Annotated in this window: 19 protein-coding genes; 11 read left to right on the top strand and 8 right to left on the bottom strand. The window is 37.0% G+C overall.

Features of this window, described 5'->3' with window-relative positions:
* Nucleotides 1-91: 91 nt before the first annotated feature.
* Nucleotides 92-994: a bifunctional 5,10-methylenetetrahydrofolate dehydrogenase/5,10-methenyltetrahydrofolate cyclohydrolase gene (locus Q1K34_RS02485; protein ID WP_300434093.1), complete on the top strand. Its 903-nt coding sequence runs from the start codon at nucleotides 92-94 to the stop codon at nucleotides 992-994.
* Nucleotides 995-1,379: 385 nt separating this feature from the next.
* Here Q1K34_RS02485 and Q1K34_RS02480 read toward each other — a convergent pair whose 3' ends face one another.
* From Q1K34_RS02480 to rluF, 4 genes are all read right to left on the bottom strand, one after another.
* Nucleotides 1,380-1,793 (bottom strand): YkvA family protein, encoded by a 414-nt coding sequence (locus tag Q1K34_RS02480; RefSeq protein ID WP_300434092.1) that lies wholly within the window; start codon nucleotides 1,791-1,793, stop codon nucleotides 1,380-1,382.
* Nucleotides 1,794-1,812: 19 nt separating this feature from the next.
* A complete protein-coding gene (locus Q1K34_RS02475; RefSeq protein WP_300434091.1) occupies nucleotides 1,813-2,832 on the bottom strand; it encodes an AI-2E family transporter in 1,020 nt (339 codons plus the stop codon).
* A 29-nt stretch (nucleotides 2,833-2,861) separates the two neighbouring features.
* Nucleotides 2,862-3,284, bottom strand: a complete 423-nt coding sequence (locus tag Q1K34_RS02470; protein WP_300434090.1) for a VOC family protein — start codon at nucleotides 3,282-3,284, stop codon at nucleotides 2,862-2,864.
* 113 nt (nucleotides 3,285-3,397) lie between these two features.
* Nucleotides 3,398-4,198, bottom strand: coding sequence for a 23S rRNA pseudouridine(2604) synthase RluF (rluF, locus tag Q1K34_RS02465; RefSeq protein WP_300434089.1), 801 nt, complete (start codon nucleotides 4,196-4,198; stop codon nucleotides 3,398-3,400).
* 254 nt (nucleotides 4,199-4,452) lie between these two features.
* Between rluF and Q1K34_RS02460 the strand changes: the two genes are divergently transcribed.
* From Q1K34_RS02460 to dnaG, 4 genes are all read left to right on the top strand, one after another.
* Complete coding sequence (locus Q1K34_RS02460) at nucleotides 4,453-5,019, top strand: sigma-70 family RNA polymerase sigma factor (protein WP_300434408.1); 567 nt, start codon at nucleotides 4,453-4,455, stop codon at nucleotides 5,017-5,019.
* The gene (locus Q1K34_RS02455; RefSeq protein WP_300434088.1) at nucleotides 5,006-5,791 is read left to right on the top strand and encodes a hypothetical protein; all 786 of its coding nucleotides are present in this window, start codon (nucleotides 5,006-5,008) and stop codon (nucleotides 5,789-5,791) included. The genes Q1K34_RS02460 and Q1K34_RS02455 overlap by 14 nt, the downstream gene beginning before the upstream one ends.
* 110 nt (nucleotides 5,792-5,901) lie before the next feature.
* A complete protein-coding gene (locus Q1K34_RS02450) occupies nucleotides 5,902-6,948 on the top strand; it encodes a hypothetical protein (RefSeq protein WP_300434087.1) in 1,047 nt (348 codons plus the stop codon).
* An 86-nt stretch (nucleotides 6,949-7,034) separates the two neighbouring features.
* A complete protein-coding gene (gene dnaG, locus Q1K34_RS02445; RefSeq protein WP_300434405.1) occupies nucleotides 7,035-8,993 on the top strand; it encodes a DNA primase in 1,959 nt (652 codons plus the stop codon).
* Here dnaG and Q1K34_RS02440 read toward each other — a convergent pair.
* Nucleotides 8,986-9,624 carry a response regulator transcription factor gene (locus tag Q1K34_RS02440; RefSeq protein WP_300434086.1) on the bottom strand — a complete coding sequence of 213 codons (639 nt, stop codon included), beginning with the start codon at nucleotides 9,622-9,624 and terminating at the stop codon, nucleotides 8,986-8,988. The genes dnaG and Q1K34_RS02440 overlap by 8 nt on opposite strands.
* Before the next feature lie 114 nt (nucleotides 9,625-9,738).
* The gene (gene nadE, locus Q1K34_RS02435) at nucleotides 9,739-10,530 is read right to left on the bottom strand and encodes an NAD(+) synthase (RefSeq protein ID WP_300434085.1); all 792 of its coding nucleotides are present in this window, start codon (nucleotides 10,528-10,530) and stop codon (nucleotides 9,739-9,741) included.
* Between the two features lie 106 nt (nucleotides 10,531-10,636).
* Between nadE and gldB the strand changes: the two genes are divergently transcribed.
* The 3 genes from gldB to Q1K34_RS02420 are packed head-to-tail and all read left to right on the top strand — an operon-like array spanning nucleotide 10,637 to nucleotide 12,303.
* Nucleotides 10,637-11,596, top strand: a complete 960-nt coding sequence (gene gldB, locus Q1K34_RS02430; RefSeq protein WP_300434084.1) for a gliding motility lipoprotein GldB — start codon at nucleotides 10,637-10,639, stop codon at nucleotides 11,594-11,596.
* The gene (gene gldC, locus Q1K34_RS02425; RefSeq protein ID WP_300434083.1) at nucleotides 11,596-11,934 is read left to right on the top strand and encodes a gliding motility protein GldC; all 339 of its coding nucleotides are present in this window, start codon (nucleotides 11,596-11,598) and stop codon (nucleotides 11,932-11,934) included. The genes gldB and gldC overlap by 1 nt, the downstream gene beginning before the upstream one ends.
* The gene (locus Q1K34_RS02420) at nucleotides 11,935-12,303 is read left to right on the top strand and encodes a GTPase (RefSeq protein ID WP_300434082.1); all 369 of its coding nucleotides are present in this window, start codon (nucleotides 11,935-11,937) and stop codon (nucleotides 12,301-12,303) included.
* On the opposite strand, the gene yihA is transcribed toward Q1K34_RS02420, so the two are convergent.
* Together yihA and Q1K34_RS02410 are read right to left on the bottom strand one after the other, a co-directional pair.
* On the bottom strand, nucleotides 12,300-12,908 hold the full coding sequence (yihA, locus tag Q1K34_RS02415; RefSeq protein WP_300434081.1) for a ribosome biogenesis GTP-binding protein YihA/YsxC: 609 nt from the start codon (nucleotides 12,906-12,908) through the stop codon (nucleotides 12,300-12,302). The two genes, Q1K34_RS02420 and yihA, sit on opposite strands and share 4 nt — an antisense overlap.
* A gap of 10 nt (nucleotides 12,909-12,918) precedes the next feature.
* Nucleotides 12,919-13,683 (bottom strand): alpha/beta hydrolase, encoded by a 765-nt coding sequence (locus tag Q1K34_RS02410; protein ID WP_300434080.1) that lies wholly within the window; start codon nucleotides 13,681-13,683, stop codon nucleotides 12,919-12,921.
* 290 nt (nucleotides 13,684-13,973) lie between these two features.
* On the opposite strand from Q1K34_RS02410, the gene mraZ reads away from it, so the two are divergent.
* Genes mraZ through Q1K34_RS02395 form a run of 3 tightly spaced genes read left to right on the top strand, consistent with a single transcriptional unit; the run spans nucleotide 13,974 to nucleotide 15,647 of the window.
* The gene (mraZ, locus tag Q1K34_RS02405; protein WP_300434402.1) at nucleotides 13,974-14,441 is read left to right on the top strand and encodes a division/cell wall cluster transcriptional repressor MraZ; all 468 of its coding nucleotides are present in this window, start codon (nucleotides 13,974-13,976) and stop codon (nucleotides 14,439-14,441) included.
* Complete coding sequence (gene rsmH / locus Q1K34_RS02400; RefSeq protein WP_300434079.1) at nucleotides 14,428-15,324, top strand: 16S rRNA (cytosine(1402)-N(4))-methyltransferase RsmH; 897 nt, start codon at nucleotides 14,428-14,430, stop codon at nucleotides 15,322-15,324. The genes mraZ and rsmH overlap by 14 nt, the downstream gene beginning before the upstream one ends.
* A gap of 5 nt (nucleotides 15,325-15,329) precedes the next feature.
* Nucleotides 15,330-15,647 carry an FtsL-like putative cell division protein gene (locus Q1K34_RS02395; RefSeq protein WP_300434078.1) on the top strand — a complete coding sequence of 106 codons (318 nt, stop codon included), beginning with the start codon at nucleotides 15,330-15,332 and terminating at the stop codon, nucleotides 15,645-15,647.
* The last annotated feature ends 2 nt before the right edge of the window (nucleotides 15,648-15,649 follow it).

Here is a 15,649-nt window from a genome sequence, read left to right as displayed (position 1 = left end):
CCCCCAAGGGGGGGAACTATAATAATTTTAAATAGAGTATTTAACTCCTCCCCTTGGGGGAGGAAGGGAGGGGCTCAACTTAATACTTAATATGACTATTCTCGACGGTAAAAAGATCAGTAATGACATTAAAGATGAAATCGCTGCTGAAGTTGCCAAAATTAATAATCGAGGTGAGAAAGTTCCACATTTAGCTGCAATTATAGTAGGTAAGGATGGTGCAAGTATGACCTATGTGAATTCAAAAGTAAAGGCCTGTGAAAGGGTAGGTTTTGAATCTTCCTTGTACCGACTTCCGCATACCGTTAGTGAGCTGGAATTACTGGATAAAATTGAAGAGCTTAACCAGAATGATGATATAGACGGTTTTATTGTTCAGCTACCTTTGCCACCACAAATCAATACCCAAAAGGTATTGAACGCTGTAGATCCAGATAAAGATGTGGATGGCTTCCATCCTACAAATTTTGGAAAAATGGCGTTGGATATGACCAGTTTTATTCCTGCCACTCCATTTGGAATATTGGAACTTTTGGAACGTTATGACATTCCTACCAAAGGAAAACATACAGTAGTGATCGGGAGAAGTTATATTGTGGGAAGGCCCATGAGCATTTTGATGGGAAGAAGTGGTTTTCCTGGAAATTCAACCGTGACACTTACTCATGAATTCACCAAGAATATAACACAGGTCACTTCTCAGGCTGATATTATCATTATTGCTGTTGGTATTCCAGATTTCCTTAAAGGAGAAATGATCAAGGATGACGCGGTGATCATTGATGTTGGAATCACCAGGGTTCCAGATGATACTACTGAAAAGGGTTACGTGATTAAAGGAGACGTTGATTTTGAAAATGTAAGCAAGCGCGCTTCTTATATTACACCAGTCCCAGGCGGAGTTGGTCCCATGACTGTTTCTATGTTATTGAAAAATACTTTACTGGCCAGAGAAAGGCATAAACACAGAGCTCTGGAAGCAAATAAGAAGTAGGAGAGGCTGTTTAATGAATGCCCGAAAATATCTTCATTTTTTCATAACTAGCGAACTTATTTCCAGATATGAATTGATTGAGAATCACTTATGTCCGGACAAAGAAACTAGATCGCTTCGCCTTTAGATATAAGAAGTTAGACTTGAACTTAACTAACTGATAAACAAAAGAAGTTGGAAATTGTGTTTTTCGAATAATACCACAATTCAAAAATTTTAAAAGCAGGGTATAGATAATAGTAAAATTAAATTATTGAAACTACTAGGTTCAGGTTCGTTCTTAAAAATTTTTATTGCACACTACTGATTGGAAAGCAAGGTCAATTAGATGCTGGAATAAGTTCAGTTTGACGAAAAAAGGATTTTTCAGAAAATATTCACTTTTTTATAATGCGTCGGTGGTGTCACCATGCTCCAGTTTCCAGTCGAGGTAATTATGGATATCAGACTGGATAAACCTAAGTCCGAAAGTAATGATAGCCATATCGTCTATATAACCTAGTCCAGGAATAAAATCTGGAATTATGTCCAGCGGATTAAGGATATACAGGAAAGAAAATGCAATAGTTGCAATGGTAAACCACGGCACTTGAGTGTAAACACCTTTTCTATAATCTTTTAACATTCCATACATCACTTTGCCCAGTTCACTATATTTCTGAAGCATTCCAGAATTATTTATCTTTGCATCCACTTCTTCCTGACTGTTTACTGCCAGGTTTACATCGTCATTATCGATTTTGGCAACTTCAGTTTTTACCAGATCCTCATCTATTATTTTTTTCTTTTTTCCGAACATGATTCTGTTGATTTAATTTCTATAGTCTGTGATGTGAATTTCCATATTCCTTCTTATATATCTTCAAAATTAAGAGGAACAGGGATATGAGTAAAGGACCGAATATCAGTCCGATGAATCCAAATAACGGTACTCCTACAATCACTCCGAAAAGTGTGATTAAAGGATGAACGCTAGCCAGTCTTTCCAATACATATAATCTTATAATATTGTCTGTAGATCCAACTACCACGAAGCCATAAATAAGCATGGCAATTCCCTGGAAATCCTGGCCCTGGGCAAATAGAAGGATTGCTGCCGGCAGAATTCCCAATGCCGTTCCAATAAACGGAATCATGGAACCTATAGCGGTGATTACGAACCAAAAGAATGGATCTGGAACCCCAAATATTAAAAAGCCGATCAAGGCGATAATTCCCTGCACAAAAGCTACCAGAGGAATACCAAGCGCATTAGATTTTACCAGTTGATTGCTTTCTTCCCCTATTATTCTAAGATTGTCTTTTCCTAAAGGAATATAAGTGATCATAGATTCACGTAGGGATTCCCGGTTGGTTAACATATAATAAAGCATAAAATACATGATCCCAATGGCAATAAAAGCGTTAAAGGTCCCGCCCGCCAAATTCTGAAGATTGTAAGATACCCAATTCGTTATGGATGAGGTGTCTATACTCGAACTCAAATTGTAACCGAGATTATCTTCCAGGGTATTAAGCTGATCTTTTAAGGCTCTTAGCACCCTTTCAGAATTTGCTACTGCTTTTCCTATTTTGGAAGTCAGCATGATCGTTATTAATGTAACCGGGATAAGAATTCCTACAAAAGAACCTGCCATTAAAAAAGAAGCTGCCAAAGGTGGCTTCCAGCCTCTATTTATTAATTTTTTCATCCAACCTTTCAGGATAACGTAAAGGGTTACTGCACCTAAAACTCCGGAGAGGTATGGCAGTATTTCCCTAAAAATTAAAACCGTTAAAAAAAGTATTAGTAGTAAGACAAATATTTGTCTCACCAGGGACGGTTTAAGTCGATCCATTTTTTGGTTGGTTGTTGGTTATCATGCCATTATTTGGCGAATAGCTGATCCATATTTTTGAAAGCTTTAAATTCCAGTGCATTTCCACACGGATCTTTAAAAAACATGGTCGCCTGTTCTCCCGGTTTTCCTTCAAACCTGATATAAGGTTCTATAACAAAATCTATATTCTTACTTTTTAGCAGCTTAGCAAATTCCTGAAAAACATCCCATTGCAAAACCACTCCAAAATGTGGAACCGGCACGTCTTTACCGTCCACAGGGTTCGAGGTGGAAGTTTTAATTTCCTGAGGATCCTGATAATGAATTACCAGTTGATGCCCGAAAAAATTAAAATCTACCCAATGGTCACTGCTTCGGCCTTCGCCACAGCCCAGTGTTTCTTTATAGAATTTTCTGCATTTTTGAAGATCAGACACAGGAATTGCTAAGTGGAATGGTTGTATTTTCATTGCTAAATATTTATTCAGATACGCTACTGAAGCTAATAAAAAACTCTAATTTCAAGAATCTAAAATTAACAAGAATAAGCTACAAAACTATAGTGCAGCAAACTAATTCTCTGTTAAGATTTAGGTTTTCGTGGTCTCTTTCCTCTTTTGTGCTTCTCTTTTTTTGAAGTCTCAATTACTGAAGCTTCTTCGGTTTTGGTTGATTCTCCTGTTAACATATTTATAGTATCAAGTTCTTCTTTTGTAAGATCACGCCACTGGCCTACCGGAATATCGAGACTAACATTCATGATCCTTATCCTTTTTAAGGCTGTTACTTCATAACCTAAAAATTCACACATTCTGCGAATTTGCCGGTTTAAGCCTTGCGTTAAGATGATCCTGAAGGTGTGTTGCCCAAGTTTCTCAACTTCACATTCGCGGGTAACGGTATCAAGAATAGGAACTCCGCCCGACATTCTTTTAATAAAATCTGAGGTAACGGGTTTATTTACTGAAACAACATATTCCTTTTCATGATTGTTTCGGGCCCGAAGAATCTTATTTACAATATCACCATCGTTCGTCAGGAAAATGAGTCCTTCACTGGGTTTGTCCAATCGGCCAATAGGAAAAATTCGTTTAGGATAATTTATATAATCTATGATATTGTTTTTTTCAACCCGGGTATCGGTGGTACAAACAATTCCAACAGGTTTATTAAAAGCAAGATAAATATTGGGTTCTTTAAGCTCTTCCTTTGAAACGGGTTTGCCGTCAACTTTTACCAGATCGCCAGGAGTAACTTTTGTTCCCATTTCAGGAACTTTATCGTTAATGGTAATTCTTCCCTGGTCTATAAGTTTATCGGCTTCCCTGCGGGAGCAATATCCTAACTGACTTAAATACTTGTTTATTCGGACTTCTTCTGCCATAAATATTGTTCTGAAGCAAAGATACTTTGAAAATAGCGGAAAGTGAAAAGTGAAAAGTGAAAAGCGAGGAGTGAGAAGTGAGAAGTGGAAAGTTAAAAGTAGAAAATGGAAAATTTCAGGATATTATTTTTTTCCCACAACCCACAACCCACAACCCACAACCCATTAAATATCAACTTTCTTAAAATAAAATATTTGCTGAGGCAACCTTTTGTAACTTTCCAACGTCTATATAAATAGAAGGCCTTTTGAAAATGGTAAAAGTAATACAGCTTTTTAAAAATGAATCCTCTTTGATAAAGAGGGCATCTAAGGGACAGCGGGATGCCCAGCAAAGAATTTATGAGCTGCATTCGCCAAAAATGTTAAGTGTTTGCCGGCAGTATATTAAAGATATACATCATGCGGAAGAAGCAATGCTTAATGGTTTTTTTAAGGTTTTTAAATATTTGAAGGATTTTAAAGAAGAGGGAAGCTTTGAAGGCTGGATGAGAAAGATCATGGTTAGGGAATCTATTTCTTTTTTAAGGCAGCATAAAACACTCGAATTTCAGGAAGATCTCGGATATGAAACGAAAGAGATCTTTAATAATATAACTTCTGAAATGGAGGTCGCTGATATACAGGTTCTAATTGATGCTTTGCCGGAAGGCTATAAAATGGTGTTTGTGATGTATGCGGTTGAGGGTTACAAGCATGCCGAAATCGCCAAAATGCTTGATATTACCGAAGGGACTTCAAAATCTCAATTGTTTAAAGCACGCAAAATGCTTCAGGAAAAGTTAAAAACAAATAATTCATCAGGTTATGGCACCAATTAAATTTGAAGAGCATATAAAGGAGAAGCTGGAAGAAAGAGAGATTCAGCCTTCAACAGGAAGTTGGGACACCTTAAATTCCAGACTTAATAAAACCAGGAAAAGCTCCGGTAAAAAATGGTGGGTTTCGTCTGTGGCTGCCGTAGTGGTGTTGTTAATTGTCAGCATGGTTTTTGTAAATCTGGAGGAGCAATTTTCAAATCCCGTGGTTGAAAATCCTGTGGAGAAGGAGGTTCGGCAAAGATTAGATAAAGTCGAATTTGAGAATCCCGTTCAGGTAGTTTCAGAAGAAAATAAAGGAGTAGTTGAAGAAAAGTCTGGACAGGTTAATGATATAAATACAACATTAAATTCTAATAAAAGTGTGGTGGCTGAAAACTCCAATGTGAGTGCTAAAAAGAATTTGAAGGAAATTTCTTCTGAGCCAATATTAAAACGCCAGAAGGTTGAAGCAATATCTGTAGAACCTGCTTTGGTCGTGGAAAATTTTTCATCTCAATTATCTAATAAAGGACAGGAGGTTCTCGAAAAGATAAAGAGGGAAGAGCAAAGATCTGGAGATTTAACCAGTGCTGAAGTGGATGCGCTTTTGGCGGAAGCAGCTAAGAACATAAGTAGGGAAAGAAATTTATTTTCAGAAGGTTCTATTAGTGCAGATGCCTTACTGGCCGATGTAGAATACGAAGTAGATCAATCTTTTAGAAAGGAAGTCTTTGATTTTCTGAAAGAGGAATTTTTAAAAGCCAAAACAGCGGTAGCCACCAGAAACGAGTAAAAAGAAAAATCAATTTAAATATTTATAATCCCACAAGGGTCAATCATCAATCAAACTTGATAAGGTGGACATTTGTCCAAATTTGAAAAAACTAAAAACAATCTAAGATCATGAAAACTATTATTTTTTATCTGGCATTGACTTTATCATCACTAATCACAACTACCAGCTTTAGTCAGGAAACTGCTAAAACAACTCAAACAAGTAAAAACAAGGAATTTTTTGAGAAGAAAAAACAAGAAATTATTACCGAAGAAAAAGAGAAGCTGAGAGAAAAAGTAGAGAGATACAATGCGCAATTAGAAAATGAGTTAATTACTCAGGAAGAAGCAGATAGTTTAAAAAAAGAAGCTGCCAAACTTCATGCTAAAAATATAGAAAACCGTTTGGCTATTCTTGAAAATAAACTTGAATTACAGAAACGTAATGAGGAAGATGGAAATATGGTGGCTCTAGAAATAGGTTCCGATGGAAATGTCTTTCAGGTGACTTCCACTAAAAAAGATAGGAAATATGATAATCGCACCACCAGTGATTTAGTAATTGCTGCTGGATTTAATAACGCCCTTTCTGATGGACAGTCTTTAAATAATTCAGATTTTAAAATAGGGGGGAGCCGGTTCTTTGAAATAGGATGGGCGTGGAAAACAAGAGTTTTTAATAATTCTAATTGGTTAAGACTTAAATATGGAGTTTCATTTCAATTTAACGGACTGAAACCTACAGATAACAGGTATTTTGTAGAAAACGAAAGGCTCACCACCTTACAGGAGTTTCCGGTTAATCTTGAAAAATCAAAGTTTAGAATGGATAATCTGGTAGTTCCCGTTCATTTAGAATTTGGCCCTTCTAAAAAAACCGAAACTTCCAATACAGTTAGGTATTATACAGATGGTAAACTGAAATTGGGGCTAGGTGGCTATGCGGGTTTTAATATTGGGGAACGCCAAAAATTAAAGTATTCCGTAGACGGCGACAAGAAAAAAGATAAACTCAAAGGTGATTATAATACTAATGATTTTGTTTATGGATTAAGTGGTTATTTGGGCTGGGGCGGTGCCACTCTGTATGCTAAATATGATCTAAATCCAATTTTCCAGGATCCAAATATAGAGTTGCATAATGTTTCTATAGGTTTAAGATTCGATGTTGATTAGCATATAAATTTGTAGTTTTGTTTGAATTAAAAAGACCTCCCAGGTTTTCGAAACCTGGGAGGTCTGGGTATAAAGGCTTAAAGAAATTGATCTCAAGAACTACCATAGATAATGTATTTGAAACTGCCCGTGTAGAGGAGGTGATCGGTGATTTTGTTCAGCTTAAAAGATCAGGAAGTAATCTCAAAGGATTAAGTCCTTTTACAGATGAACGTTCCCCAAGTTTTATGGTGTCTCCGGTAAAACAGATCTGGAAAGATTTTAGTAGCGGGAAAGGGGGGAACGTAGTTGCTTTTTTAATGGAGCATGAACATTTTAATTATCCTGAAGCGATTAAATATCTCGCGAAAAAATATGGGATTGAAATTGAAGAAACCCAGCAAAGCGACGAGCAGAAGGAGCAGGCCAATGAGCGGGAAAGCATGTACCTTGTTTCAGAATATGCCAATGAGTTTTTTCAGAAACAAATACACAACTCCGATGAAGGGCAGGCTATTGGGTTAAGCTATTTTAAGGAGCGGGGCTTTTCTTCTGAAACTATTAAAAAATTCGATCTAGGATATTCTCCAGACCAGTGGGAAGCCTTTACTAAAGCCGCATTGGATGATGGTTATAAGCTGGAATATCTTGAAAAGACCGGTCTTACCATTGTAAAAGAGGATAAAAAATTCGACAGGTTTAAAGGAAGAGTTATGTTTCCTATTCATTCTATGTCTGGTCGAGTCCTTGGATTTGGAGGCAGGATTCTTTCTAATACCAAAAAAGCTGCAAAATATTTAAATTCTCCCGAGAGTGATATTTATCATAAGAGTAAGGTGCTCTACGGAATTTACTATGCCAAGCAGGCAATAGCAAAAGAGGATAATTGCTATTTGGTGGAAGGATACACTGATGTTATTCAGTTTCATCAAAGTGGGATAGAGAATACGGTTTCTTCTTCGGGAACTGCCTTAACCCCGGAGCAAATCAGGCTTATTAACCGGCTTACCAAAAATATCACGGTACTCTTTGATGGGGATGCTGCGGGGACCAGGGCTTCTTTAAGAGGGATCGATCTTATCCTGGAACAGGGTATGAACGTAAAAGTTTGTCCTTTCCCTGAAGGCGAGGATCCCGATAGTTTTGCTCGTTCTAATTCCGAAGATGAATTACGAGAATTCCTGGAAGAGAACTCTTATGATTTCATTACCTACAAAGCTTCTCTTTTAATGGACGAAGCTAAAAATGATCCTGTGAAGAAAGCGGGGTTAATTAGGGATATGGTAAATAGTATTGCCAAAATCCCTGATAATATTCAGCGAGAGGTGTATCTACAGGAGTGTTCCAGGATCATGGATATCAATGAAGATGTGCTTTACGCCACCCTTGCTCAAATAGAAAAAAAGGAGGTGCCCTCTTCAGGCCGTTCTAAGAAACAAAAAATGGAGGTGGTAAAGGAGGAGTCTGCTCCTAAAGTAAAAATAGACCATCTTTATATTTTAGAACGAAATATCATTAAGATCCTGCTTTTATATGGAAATAAAGAAGAAGAATTTGAAGACCTTTTACTGAAGCAGAATGAAGAAACCGGCGAGTTGGTACTAGAGCCTGAAAAGCAACATTCGAAGGTTTTTGAAAAAATATTCCTGGATTTACAGGAAGATGAAATTGCCTTTTCCAATGAAGATTTTAGAAAGCTCTATCAATTGCTAATCACAAAGTTGAATAGCGAGGATGAGGTAGCCATAGAAAGTATTATAAACGATCTGGAGACTTCTCAATCTAAAGAGGTGACCGATATTTTAATGCAGGAAGAACAGTATGAGCTTCATAACTGGGATCGACATGATATTCCGGTAAAGAATAAAGAACAAACTGTTAATCAATTTGTGAGTCAGACAATTTTAAACCTGCGAAGACACCTTATAGATAAGAAACTCAGTGAGCTTTTGGAAGATATTAGAATAGCAGAGACCGAAGATGAACGTACCGATATTAAAAATGAGGTGATGGGTTTCAATAAACTCAGAACGCTTTTATCGGAAAGGCTCGGCCGTGTTATGTAGTATTTAGTTGAAGTAACCTGGACTGGGTAATAAGATCAGCTACATTATCTACCTTCAATTTCTTTAATAATCGCGTTTTATAAGTGCTTACTGTTTTTTCGTTAATATCCAGTGCTTCAGCAATATCCTTATTTCTTTTTCCTGAAGAAAGCAAATTTAAGACTTCCGTTTCCCTGGTAGAAAGCTTTTTAAATTTTGTAATTAAACTCTTACCTCTGGATATTCCTGAATTTAATCTTTCAGTAATATTTCGATTTAGATAAATTCCGCCGCGGGCTACCTGGTAAATCGCTTTCTCTAAAGTTTCATTATCGGTATGTTTGGAGATATATCCTGCAGCACCTGCTTTAATGGCACTTAAAGCATACATTTCTTCAGGATGGGAGCTGAAAATTAAGGTTTTCACCTCCGGGTACTCCTGTTTAATACGCCTTATCGCGTTGATACCGTTAATTTGTGGGAGATCTAATTCTACGATCAATACATCTGGTGCTCCCTTTTCTAATTGATTGAAAAGTTGAGTTCCGCTTCCAACTCTCCCTGTTACTTGTAGCGCCGGATTATTTTGAAGTACACATTTTACACCTTCTAAAATAATAGGATGGTGATCTGCAATTAAGACTCGATACATGATTTTAAATTAATAACAAGTCCGGGGGTAACTCGTTGAGTTTGGTTTTGTTAACCTAAAATAAGGTTTTGGTTATTTAAAAAATCAAAGTTATGCAGATATTCGATAAGATGTTTAGTTCTTAAGATGAACGGGTATCTCACACACTGGAATTGGAAGCATCTTATGCTGGTTAGCGGAATTAAGACGTTGGTAAATATCGAAGACTTCGCGTTGTCTTCCTTCAAAATCTTCCGCAGTTTTTCCTTCTTCCATCTTTTGCATTGCCCATTCAAGTTCATCATAAGAAGCACCTAACTGGTCTTCGTCACTTCTACTGTCTCCGAATAATCCATCTGTAGGAGCTGCCTGTATGATTTCCTCAATAATATTCAAATACTCACCTAACTCGTACACTTCGCTTTTGAGTAGATCGGCTATGGGGCTAAGGTCTACACCTCCATCACCGTATTTGGTGTAAAATCCTACTCCGAAGTCTTCTACTTTATTTCCTGTTCCAGCTACCAAATAGGTGTGAAGACCTGCGAAATAATACAAGGTGGTCATCCTTAATCTTGCCCGGGAATTTGCCAGGGTGAGATCCAGGGAAGATGTTTCTCTATGCTGTGGCATCCCTGATTTAAACGCTTCGAAAACAGGTGTAAGATTTACTTCCAGTGCGCTTACATTGGCGAAATTATGTTGCAGCTCATCGATATGTTTTCTTGCTCTGCTCACCTGACTTTCATGTTGATGAATAGGCATTTCCAGACAAAGGGTTGGCATACCAGTTTTTGCACATAATGTAGATACCACTGCAGAATCAATTCCGCCACTAACACCTACCACAAAACCATTCATTTCCGCTTTGGCAGCATAGTCTTTAAGCCAGTTTATAATATGATCAGCTACTTTTTCGATCTGCATAATATTGGGTCATTAAGTTTGTATGTAATACCTTTGTCTCACAAATCTAACACTTAAAGCCAATTTTTAAAAGGGACGGGCGTTAAAGCCTTCATAATAGAGATTTATGCTGAATAGATTCTGGTTTTTAATACTACTGCTAAGTTTGCTTTCCTGCGATAGTAAATCTGAAACTGAAGAGAAAATAGAGCAGGTAGAGGTTAATTTTGAATTGATACGATTTGATCAGGAGTTTGCTGAAACTACTGAAAAAAGCCTTCCAGAACTTAAATCTAAATACCCCTTTTTATTTCCGAAACAATATCCTGACAGTGTTTGGGTTCAGAAGTTAAACGATAGTATTCAGAAGGAGATCAATACAGAAATAAATAAAGCCTATCCGGAATTTTCTGAAGTAACAGATGAATTATATTCACTTTTTCAGCATGTAAAATTTTATTTTTCAGAGTTTCATGCACCAAAGGTGATCACGGTAACTTCCGAAGTCGACTATAAAAATAAGGTTATTTATACAGATGATTATCTGTTTATTTCTCTGGATACTTATCTGGGGGAAGAGCACGAATTTTATGTTGGGATGCAGGAATATTTGAAAAAGAATTTTTCTAAAGATCAAATTGTACCTGATGCCGCAAACGAGATTGCCAGGAAATATGTTCCGAAAGCCGATTCCAGGACTTTTTTAGCGCATATGCTGTACTATGGAAAGCTACTTTACTTAAAAGACCTATTTATTCCTTTTAAGACTGATGCAGAAAAAATTGGCTATTCAGAAAAAGAAATAGAATGGGCCCGGGCGAACGAAGACCAGATATGGCGGTATTTTATAGAGAATGAGCTTATTTATGATACAGATTCAGAACTTTATACCAGGTTCCTGTATCCGGCTCCATTCTCTAAATTCTATCTTCAACTGGATGCCGAATCTCCAGCGAGATTAGGGCAATATATCGGCTGGAATATCATTAGGTCATTTATGGATAAAAACGATGTTTCCATCCAAAAAATGCTGAATACTTCAGCAGAAGAAATTTTTAATAAAGCAAATTACAAACCAAGGAAATAATGGCTGAATATAAAAAATCTGAAATTAATATAGAGGTGGTAACCGATGAGAATCACGTTCCCGAAAGTCTCACCTGGAGTGCCGAGGATGGGAATATTTATAAAGAAGAAGCTAAGGCTTTGATGCTTTCAGTATGGGATAGCAAAGATCAGGAAACCTTGAGAATAGATCTTTGGACGAAAGAAATGCCGGTAGATGAGATGAAGAAATTCTTTCATCAAACCCTTGTTTCCATGAGCGATACTTATTTTAGAGCTACGCAAGATGATAAAATGCGTGATACGATGAAGGATTTTTGCGATTATTTCGCTGAAAAAACAGAAATAAAAAAGAGCTAATTGGAAAAACTGATTTTTGTTTATAATGCAGATTCTGGCAAGATAAATCTTTATAAGGATATTTTGCATAAAGTAATAAGTCCGAAGACCTATCCCTGCAGTTTATGTGATATTACCCATGGAGTTTTAAAGGAACGTGAAGAATGGAAGCGTTTCCGTGAGAATGCGCAGGTAGAAATGGAATTTCTGCACAAGGATGAATTCCAGAAAGAATATGCTTCTAAATTCGGACATACATTTGAATTTCCGGTGATTTTAGCACAAACAGATAAAGGCCTGGAAGTGTTCATGTCTAGGCAGGATCTTTCAGAAATAAAGGATGAAGTTATGTTGATTAAGGAAGTGAAAACCAGATTGATCAATTATTAAGAGGAGGCCTTAAGCTGTTCGTTTATATTCTCGATATAATCCAAAACTTCGTCTTTTCCCATACCTGCAGAAGCGGAGGTGATAAAATATTCAGGCATTTGCACCCAGCTTTCCAGCATTTCGTTTTTATAATTCTCGATATTTTTATCTAATACTTTTGGTTTAAGCTTATCTGCTTTGGTGAAAATTATACAAAAAGGGATATTGTGTTCGCCCAGCCACTGCATAAATTCCATATCTATTGGCTGAGGTTTGTGTCTGGAATCTATCAATACAAAAGCACAGACCATTTGTTTCCTTTTTTCGAAATAAGCAGTAATAAATTTCTGAAAAACCTTTTTTGTTGATTTTGAAACCTGGGCATAGCCATATCCAGGTAAATCTACCAGGTGCCAGTTCTGGTTAATAAGAAAGTGATTGATTAACTGGGTCTTTCCGGGCTTAGCTGAGGTTTTAGCAAGCGCTTTCCTGCCTGTAAGCATATTGATGAGCGAGGATTTCCCAACATTACTGCGACCTATAAATGCATATTCTGGCAAGGTACTGTTTGGACATTGATCAACTTTAGAGTTGCTCACTACAAATTCAGCTGTCTTGATTTTCATAGAAGCTTATTTAGATCTTACGGTCTTTTAGCCATTGGTAAAAAACCTGATTAAATTCTTCAGGATGTTCCATCATAGCGGCGTGGCCACATTCGTCTATCCAGTAAAGATCAGCATCTGGTAAAAGTCGGTTAAAATCTTCGGCTACTTCCGGTGGTGTTACGGTATCATTTTTCCCCCAAATAATGCAGGTAGGAGTTTCCATATTAGGAAGGTCTTTAGCCATATTATGTCTTATGGCGCTTTTAGCAATAGCTAAGGTTTTTACCAGTTTGTTTCGATCACTTACAGTTGTATAAACCTCGTCAACGATTTCCTTGGTAGCGACTTCTGGATCATAAAAAACTGCTTCTGCTTTCTTTTTGATAAACTCATAATCTCCTCGTCTGGGGTAACTTTCCCCCATTGCATTTTCATAAAGCCCTGAACTACCCGTAATTACCAAAGCCTGAACCACTTCAGGAAACATTTTTGTAGCTAAAAGGGCAATATGACCACCTAATGAATTGCCCAGCAAAACCACATTTTTGTAGCCCTTGAAGTCCAAAAATTCTTTAAGATATTTTGCAAATGTACCTACGCTGGTTTTTAAAAGTGACATGGAGTAAAGTGGTAATTCCGGAATTACAACTTTATAGCCTTTCTCCGGAAAATAATCTACTACACCATCAAAATTACTGAGGCCTCCCATAAGTCCGTGAAGAATAACAATTGGAGTTCCTTCGCCTTTCTCAAGATATGTGAATTTTCCCTCTTGCCTTAAGTGATCTTTCATTGATAGCCTTTGCGGTTAGCAATCGCAAATATAGCGATTTCGATACAAGTATAATCATTTTTGAGCAACTGCAAAGGCTTTTCTACGAAGTGGGAAAATTATAACAGACGTGATTTTTCATTCATATTTTCCACATTTTTCCACCTATTTTCAATTTCCTGAATCCTAAGTGAATAGGTCTATTTAAAAGGTTTTCAAATACATACGGTGGTAAAACTTATCAACATTGTGGTAAAAAGTGGTAAATTGTGGTAATATTTTCAATATATTTGAATCTACAAAGCTTAACCGTGGTAAATCTAATTGGAACATACGAATGTAAAGTCGATGCAAAAGGCCGATTAATGGTGCCTTCAGCATTGAAGAAGCAATTGGCTCCCATGATGCAGGAAGGTTTTGTGATTAAGCGCGCAGTTTTTCAAAACTGCCTGGAGCTTTACCCGATGGAAGAGTGGAATGTGTTGATGAAAAAAATGAACGGGTTGAACAGGTTCAAAAAAAAGAACAATGATTTTATTAGAAGGTTTACCGCTGGGGTAAAAACGGTAGAAGTAGATACTAATGGAAGGTTGTTAATTCCAAAAGACCTGGTTGGTTTTGCAGGAATTGAGAAGGAAATTGTCCTTTCTTCCGCAATTAATATTGTGGAAATCTGGGATAAAGATAAATATGAACAAGCCCTTGATGATTCATCAGATGATTTTGCAGATCTGGCTGAAGAAGTGATGGGAAACGATGATTTTGATGGAATATCATAATCCAGTTCTTTTAAAGGAGTCTGTAGATGGTCTCGATGTAAAACCAGATGGTATTTATGTAGATGTGACCTTTGGTGGCGGCGGGCATTCCAGAGAAATTTTATCCAGGCTTGGAGAGAATGGGAAACTATATGCTTTTGACCAGGATAAAGATGCCCTTGCGAATAAAATTGAGGATAATCGCTTTGTACTCATCAATGAAAACTTCAGGTTTCTGAAACGTTTTTTGAGATTCTATGGTGTAAAGCAGGTGGATGGGATTCTTGGTGATTTTGGTGTTTCGTCGCATCAATTTAATGAAGCTGGAAGAGGGTTTTCTACCAGGTTCGATGCGAAGCTGGATATGCGAATGAATCAGGGAGATAAGTTAAGTGCTTTTGAGGTGGTGAATAATTATGAGGAAGAACAGCTAAAAAAACTGTTTTATGCATATGCCGACTTAAAAAATGCACCAAAACTCGCAAGAACAATAGTTTCTGAAAGAAAAAACAATCCTATTGAAACCAGTGAACAATTAAATGAATTGCTGAAGCCTTTGTTGTTTAAAGGAAAAGAAAATAAAATCCTGGCGCAGATCTATCAGGCAATAAGAATAGAAGTGAATCAGGAAATTGAAGTTCTTAAAGAATTTTTGCTGCAAACTGAAGAGTTGCTTAAACCTGATGGGAGATTGAGCCTGATCTCTTATCATTCTTTAGAAGACAGGTTGGTGAAGAGATATATAAGGAGTGGATTGTTTGAAGGAGAGCCGGAAAAAGATATGTATGGCAATATTTCGGTTCCATTCAAAAAAGTAAGTGGATTGATAGTTCCTTCAAAAGAGGAAATTCAGCAAAATAACAGGGCGAGAAGTGCCAAACTCAGGGTGGCAAGAAAGCTTTAACTAAAATGAAGAAAGGTTTTTACAACATACTAAAAGCGAATTTTCTCATTAGTGAAGATGCTGTAAAAAACTGGCGTTTTATAGTCTTTTGTACAGTGCTGGCTATTGTGATGATCGCCAGTTCTCACAGTGCAGAACAAAAAGTACATCAAATTGCAAGATTGAATAATGAAGTGAGGGAATTAAGAAGTGAATTTGTTGAAAGACGTTCAGATCTAATGAAGATCAAGATGGAGTCTACCATAACACAAAAGATGGTGGAAAAAGGGATTGGGCCTTCAGAAACCCCGCCCAATAAAATAAGAGTGATAATAAAAGATTAACC

Source organism: Christiangramia sp. (genome assembly GCF_029937855.1).
In the GTDB taxonomy this organism is placed as follows: domain Bacteria; phylum Bacteroidota; class Bacteroidia; order Flavobacteriales; family Flavobacteriaceae; genus Christiangramia.
This window is presented reverse-complemented; position numbering and strand designations above follow the sequence as displayed.

Coding starts and splice junctions, on each gene's coding strand:
- Q1K34_RS02480 (WP_300434092.1), bottom strand. CDS start 1,793: ATGTTCGGAAAAAAGAAAAAAATAATAGATGAGGATCTGGTAAAAACT.
- rluF (WP_300434089.1), bottom strand. CDS start 4,198: ATGGCAGAAGAAGTCCGAATAAACAAGTATTTAAGTCAGTTAGGATAT.
- gldC (WP_300434083.1), top strand. CDS start 11,596: ATGGCTGAATATAAAAAATCTGAAATTAATATAGAGGTGGTAACCGAT.
- nadE (WP_300434085.1), bottom strand. CDS start 10,530: ATGCAGATCGAAAAAGTAGCTGATCATATTATAAACTGGCTTAAAGAC.
- Q1K34_RS02460 (WP_300434408.1), top strand. CDS start 4,453: ATGGTAAAAGTAATACAGCTTTTTAAAAATGAATCCTCTTTGATAAAG.
- Q1K34_RS02450 (WP_300434087.1), top strand. CDS start 5,902: ATGAAAACTATTATTTTTTATCTGGCATTGACTTTATCATCACTAATC.
- Q1K34_RS02455 (WP_300434088.1), top strand. CDS start 5,006: ATGGCACCAATTAAATTTGAAGAGCATATAAAGGAGAAGCTGGAAGAA.
- gldB (WP_300434084.1), top strand. CDS start 10,637: ATGCTGAATAGATTCTGGTTTTTAATACTACTGCTAAGTTTGCTTTCC.
- Q1K34_RS02395 (WP_300434078.1), top strand. CDS start 15,330: ATGAAGAAAGGTTTTTACAACATACTAAAAGCGAATTTTCTCATTAGT.
- rsmH (WP_300434079.1), top strand. CDS start 14,428: ATGGAATATCATAATCCAGTTCTTTTAAAGGAGTCTGTAGATGGTCTC.
- Q1K34_RS02410 (WP_300434080.1), bottom strand. CDS start 13,683: ATGAAAGATCACTTAAGGCAAGAGGGAAAATTCACATATCTTGAGAAA.
- Q1K34_RS02440 (WP_300434086.1), bottom strand. CDS start 9,624: ATGTATCGAGTCTTAATTGCAGATCACCATCCTATTATTTTAGAAGGT.
- yihA (WP_300434081.1), bottom strand. CDS start 12,908: ATGAAAATCAAGACAGCTGAATTTGTAGTGAGCAACTCTAAAGTTGAT.
- Q1K34_RS02485 (WP_300434093.1), top strand. CDS start 92: ATGACTATTCTCGACGGTAAAAAGATCAGTAATGACATTAAAGATGAA.
- Q1K34_RS02475 (WP_300434091.1), bottom strand. CDS start 2,832: ATGGATCGACTTAAACCGTCCCTGGTGAGACAAATATTTGTCTTACTA.
- Q1K34_RS02470 (WP_300434090.1), bottom strand. CDS start 3,284: ATGAAAATACAACCATTCCACTTAGCAATTCCTGTGTCTGATCTTCAA.